The following is a 24,384-nucleotide window of genomic DNA, read 5'->3' as shown; positions in this document are numbered from 1 at the left end:
AATGGACGATATTTTAATCGTTGACGGTTACAACATTATCGGAGCTTGGGGAGACTTGAAGAAACTGCGGGATGTAGATTTACAATCATCAAGAGACGCACTTATTGATAAGATGGCGGATTATCAAGGCTATACAGGCACAAAGGTAATGATTGTCTTTGATGCCTATACAGTCTATGGTATTGAAAAAAAGATGAAACAATCGCGGGTGGAAGTAATATTCACGAGAAAGAAACAAACTGCAGATGAAAAGATAGAACAACTTGCGATTGAGCTTAGAAATATAAATACACAAATATACGTTGCAACTTCGGATTATACGGAGCAATGGATTATATTTGCGCAAGGTGCACTTCGAAAATCTGCGCGTGAATTAGAGTTAGAAGTACAAGCGATGGAACAACAAGTAAGAAGGCGTACAAAAGACACGAAAGAAAAGCAACCCGCCATGCGAAAGATATTTAGTGAAGATATTACAGAAAAATTAGAAAAATTAAGAAGAGGAGAGCGTTGAAGCATTGACGCTCTTTATCTTTTTACTGTATAATATTGCTAAATATATAGCGGTCGGAGGGATCAAGGTGGAAGCAGGCTTCGTAAGTGTAGGCGACGTTACATTTCGTGATTTAGAGGATGAGGCAATCGTTGAGTTAGTTCGAAAAGGTAATACTGACGCTCTAGAATATTTAATTCACAAATATAAGAACTTTGTTCGCGCGAAATCAAGATCTTATTTCTTAGTGGGTGCCGATCGAGAAGATATTGTTCAAGAAGGCATGATTGGATTGTTTAAAGCCATTCGTGATTATAAAGGGGACAAGCTGTCTTCGTTCAAAGCATTTGCTGAACTGTGTATCACTCGACAAATTATTACCGCTATTAAAACAGCAACAAGGCAAAAACATATTCCGTTAAATTCGTATGTGTCTTTAGACAAGCCAATTTATGATGAGGAATCTGATCGAACATTATTAGATGTTATTTCGGAATCGAAAGTAACTGATCCAGAAGAGATGATTATCAGTCAGGAAGAATATACAGACATAGAATCAAAAATATCTGAATTATTAAGCGATTTAGAAAGAAAAGTGCTATCTTTATACTTAGATGGTCGTTCCTATCAAGAAATTTCAGAACAGTTAAACAGGCATGTGAAATCTATTGATAATGCTTTACAGCGGGTAAAGAGGAAACTGGAAAGATATATGGAAATGAGAGAGAGTACAACCTTAAATTCATAGTAAGTGTTGCAGGTGTGAAATATGTCACCTGTTTTCTTTTTGTAAAGAGTACAAAAGGCATGTCATTGACATTGTCTTTTGTTGTATGATACATTTTTAGGGACAATGTTACAAGGTTGGTGTAACTAATGAGGAAAAAAGTTGTACTCTCATGTGAAGAGTGTAAAAATCGAAACTACTCTACGATGAAAGATACGAGCTCAGTAGAGCGACTTGAGATAAAGAAATTTTGTAAAACATGCAATAAGCATACAGTTCACAAAGAAACAAAATAAATAATTGAAATAATACACTGGAGGTCCCGTAGATGCGTTTAACGAACTTTTTCGGCGATGTAGGTCGCGAAATGAAAAAAGTAAGTTGGCCTAAAAAAGATGAATTACTCCGCTCAACAACGACTGTTATTGCGACAGTTGTGTTCTTTGCGATTTTCTTCGCAGTGGTTGATATGGGCATTTCTTCTTTAATTCGGTTAATTCTTGGTTAATTCTTGAATAAGAAGCACTTATCCATGATATAATGTTATTTATAAGAACTGTGTAAAAGCCCGGTGAACGGGTTTTTTCATTTGCGCAAAAAAATGTACGTCAGGGAGGGAAGGACGCTCGTCCTAAATGAATGGAAAAAAGTTGGTATGTTGTCCATACTTATTCTGGATATGAAAATAAAGTAAAAGCAAACCTAGAGAAACGTGTAGAATCAATGGGTATGCAAGATAAAATTTTCCGTGTTGTTGTCCCGGAAGAAGTAGAAGTAGAAATGAAAAATGGTAAAGAAAAAATAACGAAAAGAAAAGTGTTCCCAGGTTACGTATTAGTAGAACTAATCATGACTGACGATTCTTGGTATGTTGTTCGTAATACGCCAGGTGTAACAGGTTTTGTCGGTTCTTCTGGTTCAGGATCTAAACCATCGCCTCTATTAGAAGAGGAAGTTGTTACCATCATGAAGCATATGGGAATGGACAATGAAGTGGTTGATTTCGAATTTGAACTTCATGAAACAGTGCGTGTAAATGAGGGGCCATTCGCGGATTATACAGGTGCGATTGAAGAAATTGATGTGGAAAAGAAAAAAGTTAGCGTGCTTGTAGACATGTTCGGTCGCGAGACTCCGGTTGAACTTGATTTCCATCAAATTGAAAAATTATAAAATGAAACTTGAAATGAATTGTAAAAAGTGATAATATCTTTTAAGTCAGTACGTCTTCGGTAACGGAGACGTTTTTTGAAAAAGATTTTATCATTATGATAAAATATGAAGTGGGAGGGCAAATCACTGCCCAATTGACCACATCACGGACTTAAGGAGGTGTGTCTCGTGGCTAAAAAGGTAATTAAAATGGTAAAACTTCAGATTCCTGCAGGTAAAGCTAATCCAGCTCCGCCGGTTGGTCCAGCATTAGGACAAGCAGGTGTTAACATCATGGGCTTCTGTAAAGAGTTTAACGCTCGTACAGCTGATCAAGCTGGTCTTATCATCCCTGTTGAAATTACGGTATTTGAGGACCGTTCATTCACTTTCATTACTAAAACTCCTCCTGCTGCTGTTCTTCTTAAGAAAGTAGCTGGTATTGAGTCTGGTTCTGGTGAACCAAACCGTAATAAAGTGGCAACTGTTAAGCGTGATAAAGTACGCGAAATCGCTGAAACTAAAATGCCTGACCTAAACGCTGCTAGCGTAGAAGCTGCAATGCGTATGGTTGAAGGTACTGCGCGCAGTATGGGCATCGTTATCGAAGACTAATTCGATTTGTTTTTTGTAAAAAAGGTTGCGGGTCTGGAATTCCAATTCGCAACCTTTATTATCGTAAATGATTATCATTTTTAAATAAATGGATGGGCGCACATCCTCGGGGGTTCCCGGAATGAAGGCGTAAACGTGGGAGGTTATTCCGCTAAAACCACATTCAAGGAGGAAACAAACATGGCTAAAAGAGGTAAAAAGTACGTTGAAGCTGCGAAGCTTGTTGATCGTGCATCTGCTTACTCTGCAACAGAAGCAGTAGAATTAGTAAAGAAAACAAACACAGCTAAATTTGATGCAACTGTAGAAGCTGCATTCCGTTTAGGTGTTGACCCTAAGAAAGCTGACCAACAAATTCGTGGTGCAGTTGTTCTTCCACACGGTACTGGTAAAGTACAACGTGTATTAGTATTCGCTAAAGGCGAAAAAGCAAAAGAAGCTGAAGCTGCTGGCGCTGAATTCGTAGGCGATGCTGATTACATCGGTAAAATCCAAAAAGGTTGGTTCGATTTCGATGTAGTAGTAGCAACTCCTGACATGATGGGTGAAGTTGGTAAACTTGGTCGTGTATTAGGACCTAAAGGTTTAATGCCAAACCCTAAAACTGGAACAGTTACTTTCGATGTAACTAAAGCTGTTAACGAAATCAAAGCTGGTAAAGTTGAATACCGCGTTGATAAAGCTGGTAACATCCACGTTCCAATCGGTAAAGTATCTTTCGAAGATGCTAAATTAGTAGAAAACTTCAAAACAATTGCTGACACGCTACAAAAAGCTAAGCCAGCTGCTGCAAAAGGTACTTACATGAAGAACGCAACTGTTGCTTCTACAATGGGACCTGGCGTACGCGTAGACGTTTCTACACTTGCGTAAAAATTGGAAGTTGACTTCATAAAGAAGTTTTAATATAATCATTTATGTTGTGAATTTTAATAGTGTACCGTAGACAGTAGGAGTCGATTCGACTTAATTCCCTACCTAGGTGTTAATATACGAAGCGGAATCTTTTTTCTGTGACTATATGCCTCCATGTCTACAAGTTGGGCATGGAGGTTTTTAGTGCACTTTCGGTACATCTTCTATATAATCTACAGGAGGTGTAATAACATGAGCAAAGTAATCGAAACTAAACAACAAGTTGTAACTGAAATCGCTGAAAAACTTCGCGCGAGTAAATCTACAATTGTTGTTGACTACCGTGGTTTAACAGTTTCTGAAGCAACAGAATTACGTAAAAACTTACGTGAAGCTGGCGTTGAGTTCAAAGTTTACAAAAACTCTTTAACTCGTCGTGCTGCAGAGTCTGCTGAAATGGCTGAGTTAAACGAATTCTTAACAGGACCAAACGCAATCGCGTTCAGTAACGAGGATGTAGTTGCTCCTGCGAAAGTATTAAACGACTTCGCTAAAAATCATGAAGCTTTAGAAATTAAAGCGGGCGTAATCGAAGGTAAACTTGTAACACTTGATGAGGTTAAAGCTATCGCTACTCTTCCATCACGTGAAGGCTTACTTTCTATGCTTCTTAGCGTTCTTCAAGCTCCAATCCGTAACCTTGCACTTGCTACTAAAGCAGTTGCAGATCAAAAGGAAGAGCAAGGCGCTTAATTTTTTAAAAGATAATTACTTGTTATCTATAAAACAATACAAACCTATTTAAGGGAGGATATTTACAATGACTAAAGAACAAATCATTGAAGCAGTTAAATCTATGACTGTATTAGAACTTAACGACTTAGTAAAAGCTATCGAGGAAGAATTCGGCGTAACTGCTGCTGCTCCTGTAGCTGTAGCTGGTGGCGCTGGTGAAGCTGCTGCTGAGCAAACTGAATTTGACGTAGTACTTGCAAGTGCTGGCGCTCAAAAAATCAAAGTTATCAAAGCTGTACGTGAAATCACTGGTCTTGGCTTAAAAGAAGCTAAAGAATTAGTTGACAACACTCCAAAAGCAATCAAAGAAGGCGTTACTAAAGAGGAAGCTGAAGAAATGAAAGCTAAACTTGAAGAAGTTGGCGCTGCTGTAGAAGTTAAGTAATTAACTTTTGGTGCTTTTAAAAAAAGCTCGCTCTCATGCGAGCTTTTTTTTTAACTGTAAAGAAAAGAGGTGGCCATATGGCAGACCATTATTTTTCTAACGACCCTTCTAGTAAAAGTGATCGTAAACGATGGGAAGTTACACTTCGTGAATCTCGATTTACTTTTTTATCTGACCATGGGGTGTTCTCGAAAAACGAAGTGGACTTTGGTTCTCGTCTTTTAATTGAAGCGTTTCAAATGCCAGATGTTAAAGGTAATGTGTTAGACGTAGGATGTGGGTACGGTCCAATCGGTTTGTCGTTAGCGAAAGAGTTTCAAAATCGTGAAATTCACATGGTGGATGTGAATGAAAGGGCCTTGGGACTTGCAAAAGAAAATGCCGCTAATAACAGAATTGAAAATATACGTATTTTGCAAAGTAGTGTCTATGAAAATGTAGATGGCAAGTATGCTGCTATTCTATCTAATCCTCCAATTCGTGCTGGTAAAGATACCGTGCATGAGATTTTAGAAAAGGCTGTGGAGTATTTAGTTTCAGGTGGAGAATTGTGGATTGTTATTCAAAAGAAACAAGGTGCGCCATCTGCGCTGAAAAAACTAGAAGAAGTATTTTCTGAAGTTGAAGTTGTAGAAAAGAAAAAAGGATATTATATCATAAAATCAAAAAAGCGTTGACGGTTATTTTTGGCTATGTTAACATTATACAATGCCAATATATGATTTTCTGCGTTGAGAAAGATGTATATTTTTGTTTCTCTTGGAAAAGATAGTAAAATCAGCAGATTATGAAACAGAATGATGGTTTTCTTATAGAAGCCATTTTTCTTTTTTGAGCAGGTAGAAAGACTCAACGTATCTATCTTTAAGAGAAAAACTACGCTAATAGCAGTAGTTGTATTTATTTGTGATTTTGCACAAATTTTTTTGTGTGTTTATAATACTCATGATTTGAGGGGTGAAGCAGTTGACAGGTCAACTAGTTCAATACGGACGCCACCGCCAACGAAGAAGTTATGCCCGTATTAGTGAAGTATTAGAGTTACCAAATCTTATCGAAATTCAAACCTCTTCTTATCAGTGGTTTCTTGATGAGGGTTTGCGAGAAATGTTCCAGGACATTTCTCCGATCGAAGACTTTACGGGAAATCTATCGCTTGAATTTATCGACTACAGCTTAGGTGAACCTAAATACTCTGTAGAAGAATGCAAAGAGCGTGATGTGACGTATGCAGCACCACTTCGTGTAAAAGTGCGTCTAATCAACAAGGAAACTGGTGAAGTAAAAGAACAAGATGTGTTCATGGGAGATTTCCCACTCATGACAGAGACTGGAACATTCGTAATTAACGGTGCAGAACGTGTTATCGTTTCCCAGTTAGTTCGCTCTCCAAGCGTATACTATAGTGGCAAAGTGGATAAAAACGGAAAACGTGGTTTTACTGCTACTGTAATTCCAAACCGCGGAGCTTGGTTAGAGTATGAAACAGATGCTAAGGATGTTGTATATGTGCGTATTGACCGTACGCGTAAACTTCCTGTAACTGTTTTGTTACGCGCATTAGGGTTTGGCTCTGATCAAGAAATCACCGAGCTTTTAGGTGATAACGAATACTTAAGCAATACGTTAGAAAAAGACAACACAGATAGCACAGAGAAAGCATTGCTTGAAATTTATGAGCGTCTACGCCCTGGTGAACCACCAACAGTAGAAAATGCAAAGAGCTTACTTGTGTCTCGTTTCTTTGATCCGAAGCGCTACGATTTAGCAAATGTAGGTCGCTATAAGATCAACAAAAAGTTACACATTAAAAACAGATTGTTTAACCAACGTTTAGCTGAAACACTGGTGGATCCAGAAACTGGTGAAATTTTAGCGGCAGAAGGAACAGTCTTAGATCGTCGTACACTGGATCGTATTCTACCTTACTTAGAGAAAAACATTGGATTCAAAACAGCGAAACCGATGGGTGGAGTGGTAGCAGGCGATGTTGAGCTGCAATCTATTAAGATCTATGCTCCAGAATCAGAAGGCGAACGATCTATAAACGTAATTGGGAATGCAAATATTACTCGTGATATAAAACACATCACACCAGGTGATATTCTTGCTTCTATTAGCTACTTCTTTAACCTGCTATATAAAGTAGGGGATACAGATGATATTGACCACTTAGGAAATCGTCGTCTGCGTTCTGTAGGAGAGTTACTACAAAACCAATTCCGTATCGGTCTTTCTCGTATGGAACGTGTTGTTCGTGAGAGAATGTCGATTCAAGATACAAATGCAATTACACCACAAGCGTTAATTAACATTCGCCCGGTTATTGCATCTATTAAAGAGTTCTTCGGAAGTTCTCAGTTATCTCAGTTCATGGATCAAACAAACCCATTAGCAGAGTTAACTCACAAACGAAGACTATCTGCATTAGGACCCGGTGGTTTAACGCGTGAGCGTGCAGGCTTTGAAGTACGTGACGTTCACTACTCTCACTATGGTCGTATGTGTCCAATCGAAACGCCAGAGGGACCAAACATCGGTTTGATTAACTCATTATCTTCGTTTGCGAAAGTAAATGAGTTTGGTTTCATTGAAACGCCATACCGTCGTGTTGACCCAGAAACTGGTCTTGTAACAGGGCAGGTTGATTATTTAACAGCAGATGAAGAAGATAACTATGTTGTAGCCCAAGCGAATATGAAATTATCTGAAGTAGGGGAATTCCTTGATGAAGATATCGTAGCTCGTTTCCGTGGTGAAAACATTGTCACAAATAAAGAACGCATCGACTACATGGATGTATCTCCAAAACAAGTAGTGTCGGCAGCGACAGCTTGTATTCCGTTCTTAGAAAACGATGACTCTAACCGCGCACTTATGGGAGCGAACATGCAACGTCAGGCGGTTCCGTTAATAAATCCGGAATCTCCGATTGTAGGTACAGGTATGGAGTACGTATCAGCAAAAGACTCAGGTGCTGCAGTAATCTGTAAACAGCCTGGTGTTGTTGAGCGCGTAGAAGCACGTGAAGTTTGGGTACGTCGCTATGTAGACGTTGACGGTCAAACAGTAAAAGGCGACTTAGATCGCTACAAAATGCAAAAATTCATTCGTTCTAACCAAGGAACTTGCTACAACCAACGTCCAATCGTAAGTGTTGGAGACCAAGTTGTAAAAGGTGAAATCCTTGCGGATGGTCCTTCTATGGAACTAGGTGAACTAGCGCTTGGACGTAACGTGCTTGTTGGCTTTATGACATGGGACGGTTATAACTATGAGGATGCGATCATCATGAGTGAGCGCCTTGTAAAAGATGATGTGTACACTTCTATCCATATTGAAGAATATGAATCAGAAGCTCGTGATACGAAGCTTGGACCAGAAGAAATTACACGTGATATCCCGAATGTTGGAGAAGATGCACTTCGTAATCTTGACGAGCGCGGTATTATTCGCGTCGGTGCTGAAGTGAAAGATGGAGATCTACTTGTTGGTAAAGTAACGCCAAAAGGTGTAACAGAATTGACGGCAGAAGAACGTCTATTACATGCAATCTTCGGTGAAAAAGCACGTGAAGTACGTGATACATCACTACGTGTACCACACGGTGGTGGCGGTATTATCTTAGACGTAAAAGTGTTTAACCGTGAAGATGGCGATGAATTGCCACCAGGCGTGAATCAACTTGTACGTGCATATATCGTTCAAAAGCGTAAAATTTCTGAAGGTGACAAAATGGCCGGTCGTCATGGTAACAAAGGTGTTATTTCCCGTATTTTACCGGAAGAAGATATGCCTTACTTACCAGATGGTACGCCAATCGATATCATGTTAAACCCATTAGGGGTACCATCTCGTATGAATATCGGTCAGGTATTAGAGCTTCATCTTGGTATGGCAGCAAGATACCTTGGTATTCACATTGCAACACCGGTATTCGATGGTGCTCGTGAGGAAGATGTATGGGGCACAATTGAAGAAGCTGGTATGGCAAATGACGCGAAAACAATCCTGTATGACGGACGTACTGGTGAGCCGTTCGATAACCGTGTATCTGTTGGTGTCATGTATATGATCAAACTTGCGCACATGGTTGACGATAAGCTTCATGCTCGTTCTACTGGACCATACTCACTTGTAACGCAGCAACCTCTTGGAGGTAAAGCTCAGTTCGGTGGACAGCGTTTCGGTGAGATGGAGGTTTGGGCACTTGAAGCTTATGGTGCTGCTTATACTCTTCAAGAAATCTTAACAGTGAAGTCTGATGATGTTATTGGACGTGTTAAGACGTATGAAGCAATTGTTAAAGGTGAAAATGTTCCAGAACCAGGCGTTCCTGAATCATTCAAAGTATTGATTAAAGAACTGCAAAGTTTAGGTATGGACGTTAAAATGATGTCTATCAACGATACAGAAATTGAAATGCGTGATACGGAAGATGACGATGATCATCAATCAGCAGATAAATTGAATGTTGAAGTTGAGACAACTAAGGAATAATTGGGATAACCTGTAGACTAAAAGGGAGGTAGGCCCCTTGATAGATGTAAATAACTTTGAATATATGAAGATTGGACTTGCTTCACCTGACAAGATTCGTTCTTGGTCATACGGTGAAGTTAAGAAACCAGAAACAATTAACTATCGTACGTTAAAGCCTGAAAAAGATGGCTTGTTCTGTGAGCGTATTTTCGGACCACAAAAGGACTGGGAATGTCATTGCGGAAAATATAAACGTGTACGTTATAAAGGTGTAGTTTGTGATCGATGTGGCGTTGAAGTAACGCGTGCAAAAGTTCGTCGTGAACGTATGGGTCATATCGAATTAGCTGCTCCTGTATCTCATATTTGGTATTTCAAAGGTATCCCGAGCCGCATGGGACTTGTCTTAGACATGTCCCCTCGCGCGCTTGAAGAAGTAATTTATTTCGCTTCTTATGTTGTAACAGAAAGTGGAGATACACCACTTGATAAGAAGCAATTACTTTCTGAAAAAGAATACCGTGCATATCGTGATCGATATGGCAGTACATTCCATGCTGCTATGGGTGCAGAAGCAATTAAAAAATTACTGCAAGACATCGATTTAGATAAAGAAGTAGACTTCTTAAAAGAAGAATTAAAAACAGCACAAGGACAACGCCGTACTCGTGCTATTAAACGTCTAGAAGTATTAGAAGCATTCCGTAACTCTGGAAATCACCCATCTTGGATGATCTTAGAGGTTCTTCCAGTTATCCCACCAGAACTACGCCCGATGGTACAGTTAGATGGTGGACGTTTTGCTACTTCTGACTTAAACGACTTATATCGTCGTGTAATTAACCGTAACAACCGTTTAAAACGTCTATTGGACTTAGGTGCACCAAGCATCATCGTTCAAAACGAAAAACGTATGTTACAAGAAGCTGTAGACGCATTAATCGATAATGGTCGCCGTGGCCGTCCAGTTACTGGACCAGGTAACCGTCCATTAAAATCACTATCTCACATGCTTAAAGGTAAACAAGGACGTTTCCGTCAAAACTTATTAGGTAAACGTGTTGACTACTCTGGCCGTTCTGTAATCGTTGTAGGACCGAACTTAAAGATGTACCAATGTGGATTGCCGAAAGAAATGGCACTTGAATTGTTTAAACCTTTCGTTATGAAAGAGTTAGTTGGAAAAGGATTAGCACACAACATTAAGAGTGCTAAACGTAAAATCGAGCGTGTACACCCTGAAGTTTGGGACGTTTTAGAATCTGTGATTAAAGAGCATCCAGTACTTCTAAACCGCGCACCAACACTTCACCGTCTTGGTATCCAGGCGTTTGAACCTACACTAGTAGAAGGTCGTGCAATCCGTCTTCACCCACTTGTATGTACTGCATACAACGCGGACTTTGACGGTGACCAAATGGCGGTTCACGTTCCGTTATCATCAGAGGCACAAGCAGAAGCTCGTATTCTTATGTTAGCGGCACAAAACATCTTGAATCCAAAAGACGGAAAACCAGTTGTTACTCCATCTCAGGATATGGTATTAGGTAACTATTACTTAACACTTGAGCGCGAGGGTGCAATCGGTGAAGGTATGGTCTTCAAAGATGCAAACGAAGCAATACTTGCATACCAAAATGGATATGTACATCTGCACACACGTGTTGCAGTTGCTGCGAGTTCGGTAAATAATGTAACGTTTACTGAAGAGCAAAAGAGTAAGCTTCTATTAACAACAGTTGGTAAATTAATATTTAACGAAATCTTACCAGAGTCGTTCCCTTATATTAATGAACCAACAAACTCAAACCTTGAAAAAGAAACACCAGCGGAATATTTCGTTGAAAAAGGTGCGAACATTAAAGAAATTATTGCTAGTCGCGAAGAAGTGGCGCCATTTAGCAAGAAAATCCTTGGTAACATTATTGCGGAAGTATTCAAACGTTTCCAAATTACAGAAACGTCTCGCATGCTTGACCGTATGAAAAACTTAGGATTTAGATACTCTACAAAAGCTGGTATTACAGTTGGGGTATCAGATATTCTTGTATTAGGTGAAAAAGATGAAATTCTCCATGAAGCACAAGCAAAAGTAGATAATGTAATTAAACAATTCCGTCGCGGTTTAATCACGGAAGAAGAACGTTACGATCGCGTTATCTCTATTTGGAGTAATGCAAAAGATGTTATCCAAGGAAAGCTGATGAAATCCTTGAATAAACGCAACCCAATCTTCATGATGAGTGATTCCGGTGCCCGTGGTAACGCATCGAACTTTACTCAGCTTGCTGGTATGCGTGGTCTGATGGCCAATCCATCTGGTCGTATCATTGAGCTTCCGATCAAATCGAGTTTCCGTGAAGGTTTAACAGTACTTGAGTACTTCATCTCTACGCATGGTGCGCGTAAAGGTCTTGCCGATACAGCACTTAAAACTGCCGATTCTGGTTACTTAACACGTCGTCTTGTAGACGTTGCACAAGATGTAATTGTTCGTCAAGATGATTGTGGAACAGATCGCGGTTTACTAATTGGTGCGATTAAAGAGGGTAATGAAGTTATTGAGTCACTATATGATCGTCTTGTTGGACGTTTTGCAAGAAAAACTGTAAAACATCCTGAAACAGGTGAAGTATTAGTTGTTGAAAATCAATTAATTACTGAAGATATTGCTCATATCGTTGAAAAGTCGGGTGTTGAAACTGTAAACATTCGTTCAGCGTTTACGTGTAATACTCGCCATGGTGTATGTAAGAAGTGTTACGGTCGTAACTTAGCAACTGGTACAGACGTAGAAGTAGGAGAAGCGGTAGGTATTATCGCGGCTCAATCTATCGGTGAGCCAGGTACACAGTTAACGATGCGTACATTCCATACAGGTGGGGTTGCCGGAGATGATATCACACAAGGTTTACCTCGTATCCAAGAGATCTTCGAAGCTCGTAATCCGAAGGGTCAGGCAGTTATCAGTGAAATTGACGGTGTTATCGCAGCGATCAACGATGTTAAAGATCGCCAAGAAGTAGTTGTACAGGGTGAAGTTGAAGCTCGTACGTATGCTATTCCTTACGGTGCTCGTCTGAAAGTAACTCTAGGACAGCCAATTAGCCACGGTAAAGAGTTAACAGAAGGTTCTATTGATCCGAAGGAATTACTAAAAGTAACGGACATTACAGCAGTTCAAGAATACTTATTACGTGAAGTTCAAAAAGTATACCGTATGCAAGGGGTAGAAATTGGTGACAAACACGTAGAAGTAATGGTACGTCAAATGCTACGTAAAGTTCGTGTAAGTGATGCGGGTGAAACAGATGTATTACCAGGAACATTACTAGACATCCATCAGTTTACTGATGCGAATGCGAAGGTGTTACTGAAAGGTAAACAACCAGCAACAGCTAGACCGGTTCTACTTGGTATTACTAAAGCTTCACTTGAAACTGATTCGTTCTTATCTGCAGCATCGTTCCAAGAAACAACTCGTGTTCTAACAGATGCAGCAATTAAGGGTAAACGCGATGAGCTTCTAGGATTGAAAGAAAATGTTATTATCGGTAAGCTTGTTCCTGCTGGAACAGGTATGAATCGTTATCGCAAAGTGGATCTTGTAAAAACAACACAAGATAACATGAATGTAGAAAACGATGAAGTTTATGTGGAACAGTAAAATTTTCCGTCGTAAATTTTGTATAAAAACAGCTAATCCTAGTTGACATTGTATGAGACAAAATGTTACTATAATCAAGGTTGCTCCTGAATGATGCTTTGGAGGATATTTATATGTCTTATCAAAAAGTGTCAAATGCTGAAAATGTAGTCGTTGGTCATAAACGAACATTGGAAGCAATCAAAAATGGTATAGTTAAAGAAGTTGTTATTGCGGAAGATGCTGACGTGCGGTTAACCCATGTTATCATTCGTACTGCCTTGCAACATAACATACCCATAACCAAAGTTGAATCAGTTCGTAAGCTTGGAAAAGTTTCGGGGATTCAAGTGGGAGCTTCAGCAATAGGAATAATAAGTTAAAACTGTTTTTGTGAGGAGAGAGCATTTGCTCTTCCTTGCAAAAACTTTGTTTTCAACTAATAATGAACCACCTGGATATGTGGTCATACAAACATGCGAAGGGAGGATAATCAAATGCCTACTATTAACCAATTAGTGAGAAATGGTCGTACTGATAAAGTATGGAAGTCTAAATCACCTGCGTTAAACAAAGGTTTTAATTCTTTAAAGAAAAAATCAACTGATATCTCTGCACCTCAAAAACGTGGTGTGTGTACTCGTGTTGGTACAATGACTCCGAAGAAACCGAACTCAGCGTTACGTAAATACGCTCGTGTACGTTTAACAAATGGTATTGAAGTTACAGCTTACATCCCAGGTATCGGTCATAACCTACAAGAGCATAGCGTAGTATTAATTCGCGGTGGTCGAGTAAAGGATTTACCAGGGGTACGTTACCACATCGTTCGTGGTGCGCTTGATACAGCTGGTGTTGACAAACGTATGCAAGGACGTTCTAAATATGGTACTAAGCGACCAAAACCTGCTAAAAAATAATAAACTTACAATGAAAGGAGGAACTCAATATGCCTCGTAAAGGACCTGTTGCGAAACGTGACGTGTTACCAGATCCAATGTACAATTCTAAGCTTGTAACACGCCTAATCAACAAAATGATGGTTGACGGTAAAAAAGGTAAATCTCAAACAATTCTTTATAACGCTTTCGATATCGTTCGTGAACGTTCAGATAAAGAACCAATGGAAGTATTCGAGCAAGCTCTTAAGAACATCATGCCTGTTCTTGAAGTACGCGCTCGTCGTGTTGGTGGTGCTAACTACCAAGTTCCAGTTGAGGTTCGTCCAGAACGCCGTACAACTTTAGGTCTTCGCTGGTTAGTAAACTATGCTCGTCTTCGTGGTGAAAAAACTATGGAAGAGCGTCTAGCTTACGAAATCTTAGATGCAGCTAACAACGCTGGTGCATCTGTTAAGAAACGTGAAGACACTCATAAAATGGCAGAAGCTAACAAAGCATTTGCTCATTACCGTTGGTAGGATTCAACGTAAAATAAATGTAAGCATAAACCGCTTTATTTGTCGCTTATGGAAGTGTGGAGAGGGAGAATGCCTCTCCCTTTCGTTGGGCGCTCGTTTTACATAATGAGGGTACTGGACACTGGCATATGTAACAATATAAAGTGGCTTTTTTGCTACTTAAAATAAAATAATCCAATCCATATATGGAAGGAGCAAGACACCAAATGACTAGAGAGTTCTCTTTAGAAAACACTCGTAATATTGGTATCATGGCTCACATCGATGCTGGTAAAACAACAGCAACTGAGCGTATTCTGTATTATACAGGACGTATTCATAAAATCGGTGAAACTCATGAAGGTGCATCTCAGATGGACTGGATGGAGCAAGAGCAAGAGCGTGGTATCACAATTACTTCTGCTGCAACTACAGCTCAATGGAAAGGTCACCGTGTAAACATCATTGACACTCCAGGACACGTAGATTTCACAGTAGAAGTAGAACGTTCTTTACGCGTACTTGATGGCGCAGTAGCAGTACTTGATGCACAATCTGGTGTAGAACCACAAACAGAAACTGTTTGGCGTCAGGCTACTACTTATGGTGTACCTCGTATCGTATTCGTTAACAAAATGGATAAGATTGGTGCAGATTTCTTATACTCTGTAGGAACAATCCACGATCGTTTACAAGCAAACGCACATCCAATTCAGTTACCAATCGGTGCTGAAGATGAGTTCAATGGTATCATTGACCTTGTTGAAGAGTGTGCTTACATGTACGCTAACGATTTAGGAACAGACATCGAGCGTGTCGAAATTCCTGAAGAGCACAAAGAATTAGCTGAAGAATACCGTGGGAAACTTATTGAAGCGGTAGCTGAGCTTGATGAAGAAATGATGATGAAGTACCTAGAAGGTGAAGAAATCACTGTAGAAGAGCTTAAAGCTGGTATCCGTAAGGCTACAACTTCTGTAGAATTCTTCCCAGTAATCTGTGGTTCTGCATTCAAAAATAAAGGTGTTCAAATTCTGTTAGACGCAGTTATCGACTACCTACCATCTCCATTAGATGTACCTGCTATTAAAGGTACTCTTCCGGATACAGATGAAGCTATCGAACGTAAGTCTAGCGATGAAGAACCATTCGCAGCTTTAGCATTCAAAATCATGACTGATCCTTATGTTGGTAAGTTAACGTTCTTCCGTGTGTACTCTGGTGTGTTAAACTCTGGATCATACGTGAAAAACTCAACTAAAGGTAAGCGTGAGCGTGTAGGTCGTATCCTACAAATGCACGCTAACAGCCGTGAAGAGATTTCAACAGTTTATGCTGGTGATATCGCTGCTGCTGTAGGTTTAAAAGATACTACTACTGGTGATACTCTTTGTGATGAGAAGAGTCTTGTTATCCTTGAGTCTATGGAATTCCCAGAACCAGTTATCTCTGTAGCTATCGAACCAAAATCTAAAGCTGACCAAGATAAAATGGGTACAGCATTATCTAAGCTTTCTGAAGAAGATCCAACATTCCGTGCTCACACTGACCAAGAAACTGGCCAAACAATCATCGCTGGTATGGGTGAACTTCACCTTGATATCATTGTTGACCGTATGCGCCGTGAATTCAAAGTGGAAGCAAACGTTGGTGCTCCTCAGGTAGCATACCGTGAGACTTTCCGCGCTGCTGCGAAAGTTGAAGGTAAGTTCGCTCGTCAATCTGGTGGTCGTGGACAATTCGGTCACGTTTGGATTGAGTTTGAACCTAATGAAGAGGGTAAAGGTTTTGAATTCCAAAACAAAATCGTCGGCGGTGTAGTTCCACGTGAATACATCCCAGCTGTTGGAGCGGGTCTTGAAGACTCACTTAAAAATGGTGTACTAGCTGGTTATCCACTAGTTGACATCAAAGCTGCGTTAGTTGACGGATCTTACCATGATGTCGATTCATCTGAGATGGCGTTCAAAATCGCTGCATCTATGGCGCTTAAAGCTGCGGTTTCTAAATGTAGCCCAGTAATTCTTGAGCCAATGATGAAAGTTGAAGTTGTAATTCCTGAAGAGTACATGGGTGACATTATGGGCGACGTAACATCTCGTCGTGGACGTGTAGAAGGTATGGAAGCTCGCGGTAACGCACAAGTTGTTCGCGCTATGGTTCCACTTTCTGAAATGTTCGGTTATGCAACGGCATTACGTTCTAACACTCAAGGACGCGGAACATTCTCAATGACATTTGATCATTATGAAGAAGTACCGAAGTCTGTTTCTGAAGAAATTATTAAAAAAAATAAAGGTGAATAATTGATTTTTATCGATTGTTCAAGTATAACTACTTATGTAAGCTTAGAAAGTGAGACTTAAGTTTCACTTTCTAGTCTAAATATAAAATAACCTATATAAACTAAGGAGGAATTTAGAATGGCTAAAGCTAAATTCGAACGTTCTAAACCCCATGTTAACATCGGTACAATCGGCCACGTTGACCATGGTAAAACTACATTAACTGCTGCGATCACTACAGTTCTTGCAAAAGCTGGTGGTGCTGAAGCACGCGGATACGATCAAATCGACGCGGCTCCAGAAGAAAGAGAGCGCGGAATCACAATCTCAACTGCACACGTTGAGTACGAAACTGAAACTCGTCACTATGCACACGTTGACTGCCCAGGTCATGCTGACTATGTTAAAAACATGATCACTGGTGCTGCTCAAATGGACGGCGGTATCTTAGTAGTATCTGCTGCTGATGGCCCAATGCCTCAAACACGTGAGCACATCCTTCTTTCTCGTCAAGTAGGTGTTCCTTACATCGTTGTATTCTTAAACAAATGCGACATGGTAGATGACGAAGAATTATTAGAATTAGTAGAAATGGAAGTTCGCGACCTATTATCTGAATACGGATTCCCAGGCGACGATATTCCTGTAATTAAAGGTTCTGCTCTTAAAGCTCTTCAAGGAGAAGCTGAGTGGGAAGAAAAAATCATCGAATTAATGACTGAAGTTGATGCTTACATCCCAACTCCAGAACGTGAAACTGACAAACCATTCTTAATGCCTATCGAGGATGTATTCTCTATCACAGGTCGTGGTACAGTTGCAACTGGTCGTGTTGAGCGCGGTATCGTTAAAGTTGGTGACGTAGTAGAAATCATCGGTCTTGCTGAAGAAAATGCTTCTACAACTGTAACTGGTGTAGAAATGTTCCGTAAGCTTCTTGACCAAGCTCAAGCTGGAGACAACATCGGTGCTCTACTTCGTGGAGTTGCTCGTGAAGACATCCAACGTGGACAAGTTCTTGCTAAAACTGGCTCTGTAAAAGCACACGCTAAATTCAAAGCTGAAGTTTTCGTATTATCTAAAGAAGAAGGTGGACGTCATACTCCATTCTTCGCTAACTACCGTCCTCAGTTCTACTTCCGTACAACTGACGTAACTGGTATCATCCAATTACCAGAAGGTACTGAAATGGTAATGCCTGGTGACAACATCGAAATGACTATCGAACTTATCGCTCCAATCGCTATCGAAGAGGGAACTAAATTCTCTATTCGTGAAGGTGGACGTACAGTAGGTTACGGTGTAGTTGCTACAATCGTTGCTGAGTAGTCTTTAATTAGATTATTAAAAACTCAAGGGATTCTCCCTTGAGTTTTTTTATTGCTTATTACTATAGAAGAAAGAGATGCATTTTCTATTTTTGAATGAGTTTCTTCTATAGTATATAAAACGAAAGTGACACCCAAAAACTGTAAGTTAAATAAGAGTGGATGAAAACTTGATATTCTTTAAAGTGCCATGTATAATAGCAAAAGTAGAGAAAAGCAGATGCAAACAAAAAGATGCTTGCATCTAGACGAATAACATTGTATAATAGACAATGTTGGTCTTTGACTGCGATGAAGTGGAAGGTTGCTGACACACCCGGCCGCTTTGCCATGGCATGGTGTGGGGAAATTTCCATGGAGAAGGTCTATTTTAGAAATAGGCGAACGAAGGAGGGAAAATAATGGCAAAAGAAAAAATTCGTATCCGTTTAAAAGCTTATGATCACCGTATTCTTGATCAATCAGCTGAGAAAATTGTAGAAACAGCTAAGCGTTCTGGGGCAACAGTTTCTGGTCCGATCCCATTACCAACTGAGAAGACTATTTACACAATTCTTCGTGCTGTTCATAAGTACAAAGATTCTCGTGAACAATTCGAAATGCGCACGCACAAACGTTTAATCGACATCGTGAGTCCTACTCCGCAAACAGTAGATTCATTAATGCGTTTAGACTTACCATCTGGTGTAGATATCGAAATCAAATTATAATTTATATAACTTAAAAATGTAGGAGGTGTAACTCATGACCAAAGGAATCTTAGGAAGAAAGATCGGTATGACTCAAGTATTTGCTGAGAACGGTGAGTTAATCCCAGTAACGGTAATCGCTGCTAATCCAAACGTTGTTCTTCAAAAGAAAACAACTGAAACTGATGGCTACAACGCAATTCAGTTAGGATTTGAAGATAAACGTGAAAAGTTAACTAACAAACCTGAACAAGGCCACACTGCTAAAGCATCTACAACTCCTAAGCGCTTCATTCGCGAAATCCGCGATGCAGACGTGGACGGATTAGAGGTTGGTCAAGAGGTAAAAGTTGAAGTTTTCGCTGCAGGTGAAATCGTTGACGTAACAGGAATTTCTAAAGGTAAAGGTTTCCAAGGTGTTATTAAACGCCACGGACAATCTCGCGGACCTATGTCTCATGGTTCTCGCTATCACCGTCGTCCAGGTTCAATGGGGCCAGTTGCTCCGAACCGTGTATTCAAAGGCAAAAAACTTGCTGGACGTATGGGTGGAGACCAAGTTACTATCCAAAACTTAGAAATCGTTCAAGTTGACACTGAGCGCAACTTATTACTAGTAAAAGGTAACGTTCCAGGTGCTAAGAAATCTCTTGTAGTTGTTCAAGGCGCTGTGAAGGTTAGCAAATAATTCACAATAGGAAGGAGGAATTCCAATGCCAAAAGTTACTGTATATAACCAAACTGGTTCACAGGTTGGTGAAATCGAATTAGCTGAAGCTATTTTCGGTATCGAACCAAATGAAGCTGTACTATTTGAAGCTGTAATGATGCAACGTGCATCTTTACGTCAAGGTACACACAAAGTAAAAACTCGCTCTGAAGTTCGCGGTGGTGGTCGTAAACCATGGCGTCAAAAAGGAACTGGACGTGCTCGTCAAGGTTCTATCCGCTCTCCTCAATGGCGTGGTGGTGGTACGGTATTCGGACCTACACCAAGAAGCTATGCGTACAAACTTCCTAAGAAAGTTCGTCGTTTAGCAATCAAATCTGCATTAGCTACTAAAGTAGTTGAGAACAACATTGTAGTTCTTGAAGACCTAGTGTTAAATGCACCAAAAACAAAAGACATGGTAGCAGTACTTAAAGGATTAACTGTTGAGAAGAAAGCTCTTATCGTAACTGCTGATGCAAACGAATCTGTAGAGTTATCTGCTCGCAATATCCCAGGAGTAACAGTAATCACTGCTGATGGCGTAAACGTGCTAGATGTGCTTCATCATGATAAGCTAATCATGACAAAAGCGGCAGTGGAAAAAGTAGAGGAGGTGCTTGCATAATGAGAGATCCTCGTGATATCATTAAGCGCCCAGTTATCACTGAACGTTCTATGGAAATGATGGCTGAAAAAAAATACACGTTCGACGTGGACGTTAAATCTAATAAAACAGAAGTTAAAGACGCGATAGAAGCGATCTTTGGTGTTAATGTAGACAAAGTAAACATCATGAACTACAAGCCGAAAGCAAAACGCGTTGGTCGTCACGCTGGTTTTACTAGCCGTCGTCGTAAAGCAATCGTTAAGCTAACTGCTGACAGCAAAGAAATCGAAATCTTCCAAGGCGTTTAATTCTTACTAAAGAAGGAGGGAAATTGAGATGGGAATTAAAAAGTATAATCCAACTACTAACGGTCGTCGTAACATGACTACGAATGATTTCGCTGAAATCACGACTGACAGACCGGAAAAGTCTTTACTTGCTCCTTTAAGCAAAAAGGCTGGTCGTAATAACCAAGGTAAAATTACTGTACGTCATCAAGGTGGCGGACATAAGCGTCAATACCGTATCATCGACTTTAAGCGTAATAAAGATGGAATTCCAGGACGCGTTGCTACGATCGAATATGATCCAAACCGCTCTGCGAATATCGCATTAATTAACTACGTTGACGGTGAAAAACGTTACATTCTTGCTCCTAAAACTTTAGAAGTAGGTATGGAAATTATGTCTGGCCCTGAAGCTGACATTAAAATCGGTAACGCATTACCATTAATCAACATTCCAGTAGGTACTGTTGTTCATAACATCGAGCTTAAGCCTGGTCGTGGCGGACAATTAGTTCGTTCTGCTGGTACATCTGCTCAAGTACTTGGTAAAGAAGGAAAATACGTACTTGTACGTTTAACTTCTGGTGAAGTACGTTTAGTATTATCTGCTTGTCGCGCTTCAATCGGTCAAGTTGGTAACGAACAACACGAACTTATCAAAATCGGTAAAGCAGGTCGCTCTCGCTGGTTAGGTAAGCGCCCAACAGTTCGTGGTTCTGTAATGAACCCGGTTGATCACCCACACGGTGGTGGTGAAGGACGCTCTCCAATCGGACGTAAGTCTCCAATGTCTCCATGGGGTAAACCAACTCTTGGATTCAAGACTCGTAAGAAAAACAAAGCGTCTGATAAATTTATCGTTCGTCGTCGTAAAAAATAATGGGATTGTAGTACGGTTCGTTTCAAGAACCGTACGCCAATCACGAAGGGAGGCACCAAAATGGCTCGTAGCTTAAAAAAAGGACCATTTGTCGATGACCACTTAATGAGCAAAATGGAAAAATTAGTTGCATCTGAGCAAAAACAAGTTGTTAAAACTTGGTCTCGCCGTTCAACTATCTTCCCTCAGTTCATCGGACACACAATCGCTGTATATGATGGTCGTAAACACGTACCTGTGTACATCACTGAGGATATGGTTGGCCATAAGTTAGGTGAATTCGCACCAACTCGTACGTATAAAGGTCACCTTGCTGACGATAAGAAAACTAGAAGATAATGAGAGGAGGCACTTCAATGCAAGCTAAAGCAGTAGTGAGAACAGTTCGTATTGCTCCTCGTAAGGTTCGTTTAGTAGTAGACTTAATCCGAGGTAAGCAAGTGGGTGAAGCGATTGCTATCCTTAACCACACACCAAAAACTGCTTCTCCAGTTGTAGAAAAAGTTTTAAAATCTGCAATCGCAAATGCAGAGCACAATTATGAGATGGATATTAACAACCTAGTTGTTGAAAAAGTCTTCGTTGACGAAGGTCCAACGTTGAAACGTTTCCGTCCACGTGCAATGGGTCGTGCAAGCCAAATTAACAAACGCACAAGCCACATCACAGTTGTGGTATCAGAAAAGAAGGAGGGATAATCGATGGGTCAGAAGGTTAATCCAATTGGTCTTCGTGTCGGTATTATCCGCGACTGGGAATCTCGTTGGTTCGCTGAGAAAGATTATGCTACGTTATTACATGAAGACATCAAAATCCGTGAGTACATTACTGTACGCTTAAAAGATTCTGCTGTTGCTAAAGTAGAAATCGAACGTGCAGCAAATCGTGTAAATGTTACAATTCACACTGCGAAACCTGGTATGGTAATTGGTAAAGGTGGTACTGAAGTTGAAGCACTTCGTAAAGCTCTTAACCAATTAACAGGCAAGCGTGTACACATCAACATTTTAGAAGTTAAGAGAGCTGATCTTAACGCTAAATTAGTAGGCGAAAACATCGCTCGTCAATTAGAAAACCGTGTATCATTCCGTCGTGCACAAAAGCAAGTTATTCAACGTGCTATGCGTGCAGGAGCAAAAGGTATTAAAACACAGGTTTCTGGTCGTCTTGGCGGAGCTGATATCGCTCGTGCAGAATCTTACAGTGAAGGAACTGTTCCACTTCATACACTTCGCGCTGATATTGACTATGCAGCAGTTGAAGCTGATACAACATACGGTAAATTAGGCGTAAAAGTATGGATCTACCGTGGAGAAGTCCTTCCTACAAAAAAGAAAGCTTCTGAGGAAGGAGGAAAATAATATGTTAATGCCAAAACGCGTAAAATATCGTAGAGAGCATCGTGGTAAAATGCGTGGTCGTGCAAAAGGTGGAACTGAAATTGCTTTCGGTGAATTCGGTTTACAAGCACAAGCTGCTTCATGGATTACAAACCGTCAAATCGAAGCTGCTCGTCGTGCAATGACTCGTTACATGAAACGTGGCGGTAAAGTATGGATTAAAATTTTCCCTTCTAAACCTTACACTGCAAAACCTCTTGAAGTACGTATGGGTTCCGGTAAAGGGGCACCAGAAGGCTGGGTAGCAGTAGTAAAACCTGGGAAAATTATGTTTGAAATCGCGGGTGTATCTGAAGAGGTAGCACGCGAAGCATTACGTCTTGCAGCTCACAAGTTACCTGTGAAATGTAAATTCGTAAAACGTGAAGAAAATGGTGGTGAATCTAATGAAAACTAATGATATTCGTGAATTAACCACTGCCGAAATCGAAACAAAAGTTAAAGCTTTAAAGGAAGAATTATTCAATCTTCGCTTCCAACTTGCTACAGGACAATTAGAGAATCCAACTCGCATCCGTGAAGTACGCAAAGCGATTGCTCGTATGAAAACTGTAGTTTGTGAAAGAGAGATCGGAATTAATCGATAAATTGAGGGGAGGTTTGCATAGTGAGCGAACGTAACCAACGCAAAGTTTATACTGGTCGTGTTGTATCTGATAAAATGGACAAAACGATTACAGTTTTAGTTGAAACTTACAAAACTCATTCCTTGTACGGAAAACGTGTTAAGTATTCTAAAAAGTACAAAGCCCATGATGAGCAAAACCAAGCGAAACTTGGCGATATCGTTAAAATCATGGAAACTCGCCCGCTTTCTGCTACTAAGCGTTTCCGTTTAGTTGAAATCGTTGAAGAAGCGGTTATTATCTAAATAGACGAATCGGAATTTTTAGTCCGAAGGGAGGTTTCATAACATGATCCAACAAGAATCTCGTTTGAAAGTTGCTGACAACTCTGGTGCACGTGAACTTTTAACAATTAAAGTATTAGGCGGCTCTGGTCGTAAATATGCTAATATTGGTGATATTATCGTTGCTACGGTAAAACAAGCAACACCAGGTGGCGTTGTTAAAAAAGGTGACGTTGTTAAGGCAGTAGTGGTACGTACGAAGAGCGGAGCTCGTCGTCCGGACGGTTCTTACATTAAATTTGATGAAAACGCAGCGGTTATCATCAAAGACGATAAGAGCCCACGTGGTACTCGTATCTTCGGACCAGTAGCTCGTGAATTACGTGATAGCAACTTCATGAAGATCGTTTCTTTAGCTCCAGAAGTTCTATAATTTAAGGTATTGCCTTGCTAAGGAGGTGCAGAATTAAGATGCATGTAAAAAAAGGTGATAAAGTTCAGGTAATCACTGGTAAAGACAAAGGAAAACAAGGCGTTATCCTTGTGGCTTTCCCAAAGCAAAACCGTGTTATCGTTGAGGGTGTTAACATCGTTAAAAAACACTCTAAGCCATCTCAATTAAATCCACAAGGTGGAATTATTACGAAAGAAGCACCTATTCACGTTTCTAATGTTATGGTATTAGATCCGAAAACAGGCGAACCTACTCGCGTAGGCTTCAAAGTAGAAGATGGTAAAAAAGTTCGTATTGCAAAAAAATCTGGTGAATTATTAGATAAATAATTTTCTTAAGAAAG

Annotated in this window: 30 protein-coding genes and 1 other annotated feature; all 30 genes read left to right on the top strand. The window is 40.2% G+C overall.

Annotated features, from left to right (window positions below; all coding sequences use genetic code 11):
• Position 1 precedes the first annotated feature (1 nt).
• The 30 genes from V7038_RS16990 (at position 2) to rplX (ending at position 24,370) form a co-directional block, all read left to right on the top strand.
• Positions 2–514, top strand: coding sequence for an NYN domain-containing protein (locus V7038_RS16990; RefSeq protein ID WP_002113304.1), 513 nt, complete (start codon positions 2–4; stop codon positions 512–514).
• A gap of 67 nt (positions 515–581) precedes the next feature.
• Complete coding sequence (locus V7038_RS16985; RefSeq protein ID WP_002009799.1) at positions 582–1,241, top strand: RNA polymerase sporulation sigma factor SigH; 660 nt, start codon at positions 582–584, stop codon at positions 1,239–1,241.
• A gap of 128 nt (positions 1,242–1,369) precedes the next feature.
• Entirely contained in the window at positions 1,370–1,516 is a 147-nt protein-coding gene (rpmG, locus tag V7038_RS16980) for a 50S ribosomal protein L33 (protein WP_012260172.1), read from the top strand.
• 32 nt (positions 1,517–1,548) lie between these two features.
• On the top strand, positions 1,549–1,728 hold the full coding sequence (gene secE / locus V7038_RS16975; RefSeq protein WP_002009797.1) for a preprotein translocase subunit SecE: 180 nt from the start codon (positions 1,549–1,551) through the stop codon (positions 1,726–1,728).
• A 131-nt stretch (positions 1,729–1,859) separates the two neighbouring features.
• Entirely contained in the window at positions 1,860–2,393 is a 534-nt protein-coding gene (gene nusG / locus V7038_RS16970; protein ID WP_002009795.1) for a transcription termination/antitermination protein NusG, read from the top strand.
• Between the two features lie 168 nt (positions 2,394–2,561).
• The gene (gene rplK, locus V7038_RS16965) at positions 2,562–2,987 is read left to right on the top strand and encodes a 50S ribosomal protein L11 (RefSeq protein WP_001085872.1); all 426 of its coding nucleotides are present in this window, start codon (positions 2,562–2,564) and stop codon (positions 2,985–2,987) included.
• 180 nt (positions 2,988–3,167) lie between these two features.
• A complete protein-coding gene (gene rplA, locus V7038_RS16960) occupies positions 3,168–3,860 on the top strand; it encodes a 50S ribosomal protein L1 (protein WP_002009792.1) in 693 nt (230 codons plus the stop codon).
• A 49-nt stretch (positions 3,861–3,909) separates the two neighbouring features.
• Positions 3,910–4,055: a sequence feature (ribosomal protein L10 leader region), on the top strand.
• A gap of 39 nt (positions 4,056–4,094) precedes the next feature.
• On the top strand, positions 4,095–4,595 hold the full coding sequence (gene rplJ, locus V7038_RS16955) for a 50S ribosomal protein L10 (protein ID WP_002009790.1): 501 nt from the start codon (positions 4,095–4,097) through the stop codon (positions 4,593–4,595).
• Between the two features lie 67 nt (positions 4,596–4,662).
• Complete coding sequence (gene rplL / locus V7038_RS16950; protein WP_002009788.1) at positions 4,663–5,022, top strand: 50S ribosomal protein L7/L12; 360 nt, start codon at positions 4,663–4,665, stop codon at positions 5,020–5,022.
• A 77-nt stretch (positions 5,023–5,099) separates the two neighbouring features.
• Entirely contained in the window at positions 5,100–5,699 is a 600-nt protein-coding gene (locus tag V7038_RS16945; RefSeq protein ID WP_002113314.1) for a class I SAM-dependent methyltransferase, read from the top strand.
• Positions 5,700–5,988: 289 nt separating this feature from the next.
• Positions 5,989–9,522 carry a DNA-directed RNA polymerase subunit beta gene (gene rpoB, locus V7038_RS16940; protein ID WP_002113316.1) on the top strand — a complete coding sequence of 1,178 codons (3,534 nt, stop codon included), beginning with the start codon at positions 5,989–5,991 and terminating at the stop codon, positions 9,520–9,522.
• 37 nt (positions 9,523–9,559) lie between these two features.
• On the top strand, positions 9,560–13,171 hold the full coding sequence (gene rpoC, locus V7038_RS16935) for a DNA-directed RNA polymerase subunit beta' (protein ID WP_002113317.1): 3,612 nt from the start codon (positions 9,560–9,562) through the stop codon (positions 13,169–13,171).
• A 113-nt stretch (positions 13,172–13,284) separates the two neighbouring features.
• The gene (locus V7038_RS16930; RefSeq protein WP_000121833.1) at positions 13,285–13,533 is read left to right on the top strand and encodes a 50S ribosomal protein L7ae-like protein; all 249 of its coding nucleotides are present in this window, start codon (positions 13,285–13,287) and stop codon (positions 13,531–13,533) included.
• 114 nt (positions 13,534–13,647) lie between these two features.
• A complete protein-coding gene (rpsL, locus tag V7038_RS16925) occupies positions 13,648–14,070 on the top strand; it encodes a 30S ribosomal protein S12 (RefSeq protein WP_001142341.1) in 423 nt (140 codons plus the stop codon).
• A gap of 29 nt (positions 14,071–14,099) precedes the next feature.
• Positions 14,100–14,570: a 30S ribosomal protein S7 gene (gene rpsG, locus V7038_RS16920; protein WP_001137492.1), complete on the top strand. Its 471-nt coding sequence runs from the start codon at positions 14,100–14,102 to the stop codon at positions 14,568–14,570.
• 206 nt (positions 14,571–14,776) lie between these two features.
• Positions 14,777–16,855 (top strand): elongation factor G, encoded by a 2,079-nt coding sequence (gene fusA / locus V7038_RS16915; protein ID WP_002113318.1) that lies wholly within the window; start codon positions 14,777–14,779, stop codon positions 16,853–16,855.
• A gap of 117 nt (positions 16,856–16,972) precedes the next feature.
• Positions 16,973–18,163, top strand: a complete 1,191-nt coding sequence (gene tuf / locus V7038_RS16910) for an elongation factor Tu (protein WP_002113319.1) — start codon at positions 16,973–16,975, stop codon at positions 18,161–18,163.
• Between the two features lie 400 nt (positions 18,164–18,563).
• Entirely contained in the window at positions 18,564–18,872 is a 309-nt protein-coding gene (gene rpsJ / locus V7038_RS16905) for a 30S ribosomal protein S10 (protein WP_001040595.1), read from the top strand.
• Between the two features lie 34 nt (positions 18,873–18,906).
• Positions 18,907–19,539 (top strand): 50S ribosomal protein L3, encoded by a 633-nt coding sequence (gene rplC, locus V7038_RS16900; protein WP_000160209.1) that lies wholly within the window; start codon positions 18,907–18,909, stop codon positions 19,537–19,539.
• Positions 19,540–19,564: 25 nt separating this feature from the next.
• Positions 19,565–20,188 (top strand): 50S ribosomal protein L4, encoded by a 624-nt coding sequence (gene rplD / locus V7038_RS16895; protein WP_001127261.1) that lies wholly within the window; start codon positions 19,565–19,567, stop codon positions 20,186–20,188.
• Positions 20,188–20,478: a 50S ribosomal protein L23 gene (rplW, locus tag V7038_RS16890; RefSeq protein WP_001205557.1), complete on the top strand. Its 291-nt coding sequence runs from the start codon at positions 20,188–20,190 to the stop codon at positions 20,476–20,478. Before rplD ends, rplW begins: the two co-directional genes overlap by 1 nt.
• A gap of 28 nt (positions 20,479–20,506) precedes the next feature.
• Complete coding sequence (rplB, locus tag V7038_RS16885) at positions 20,507–21,337, top strand: 50S ribosomal protein L2 (RefSeq protein ID WP_002113320.1); 831 nt, start codon at positions 20,507–20,509, stop codon at positions 21,335–21,337.
• 60 nt (positions 21,338–21,397) lie between these two features.
• A complete protein-coding gene (rpsS, locus tag V7038_RS16880) occupies positions 21,398–21,676 on the top strand; it encodes a 30S ribosomal protein S19 (protein WP_000124454.1) in 279 nt (92 codons plus the stop codon).
• Positions 21,677–21,693: 17 nt separating this feature from the next.
• Complete coding sequence (gene rplV / locus V7038_RS16875; RefSeq protein ID WP_002009773.1) at positions 21,694–22,035, top strand: 50S ribosomal protein L22; 342 nt, start codon at positions 21,694–21,696, stop codon at positions 22,033–22,035.
• A 3-nt stretch (positions 22,036–22,038) separates the two neighbouring features.
• Entirely contained in the window at positions 22,039–22,698 is a 660-nt protein-coding gene (gene rpsC / locus V7038_RS16870) for a 30S ribosomal protein S3 (protein ID WP_002009771.1), read from the top strand.
• A 1-nt stretch (position 22,699) separates the two neighbouring features.
• The gene (rplP, locus tag V7038_RS16865; protein WP_000928969.1) at positions 22,700–23,134 is read left to right on the top strand and encodes a 50S ribosomal protein L16; all 435 of its coding nucleotides are present in this window, start codon (positions 22,700–22,702) and stop codon (positions 23,132–23,134) included.
• Positions 23,124–23,324 (top strand): 50S ribosomal protein L29, encoded by a 201-nt coding sequence (rpmC, locus tag V7038_RS16860; protein WP_002091523.1) that lies wholly within the window; start codon positions 23,124–23,126, stop codon positions 23,322–23,324. The genes rplP and rpmC overlap by 11 nt, the downstream gene beginning before the upstream one ends.
• A gap of 20 nt (positions 23,325–23,344) precedes the next feature.
• Positions 23,345–23,608 carry a 30S ribosomal protein S17 gene (rpsQ, locus tag V7038_RS16855; RefSeq protein ID WP_000004106.1) on the top strand — a complete coding sequence of 88 codons (264 nt, stop codon included), beginning with the start codon at positions 23,345–23,347 and terminating at the stop codon, positions 23,606–23,608.
• 43 nt (positions 23,609–23,651) lie between these two features.
• Complete coding sequence (gene rplN / locus V7038_RS16850) at positions 23,652–24,020, top strand: 50S ribosomal protein L14 (RefSeq protein ID WP_000615912.1); 369 nt, start codon at positions 23,652–23,654, stop codon at positions 24,018–24,020.
• Positions 24,021–24,058: 38 nt separating this feature from the next.
• Positions 24,059–24,370: a 50S ribosomal protein L24 gene (gene rplX / locus V7038_RS16845; protein ID WP_000558201.1), complete on the top strand. Its 312-nt coding sequence runs from the start codon at positions 24,059–24,061 to the stop codon at positions 24,368–24,370.
• The last annotated feature ends 14 nt before the right edge of the window (positions 24,371–24,384 follow it).

Source organism: Bacillus sp. JJ783 (assembly GCF_036963225.1).
Taxonomy (GTDB): Bacteria; Bacillota; Bacilli; order Bacillales; family Bacillaceae_G; genus Bacillus_A; species Bacillus_A cereus_U.
The sequence above is the reverse complement of the archived record's forward strand: the minus strand, read 5'-3'. Positions and strand labels throughout refer to the sequence as shown.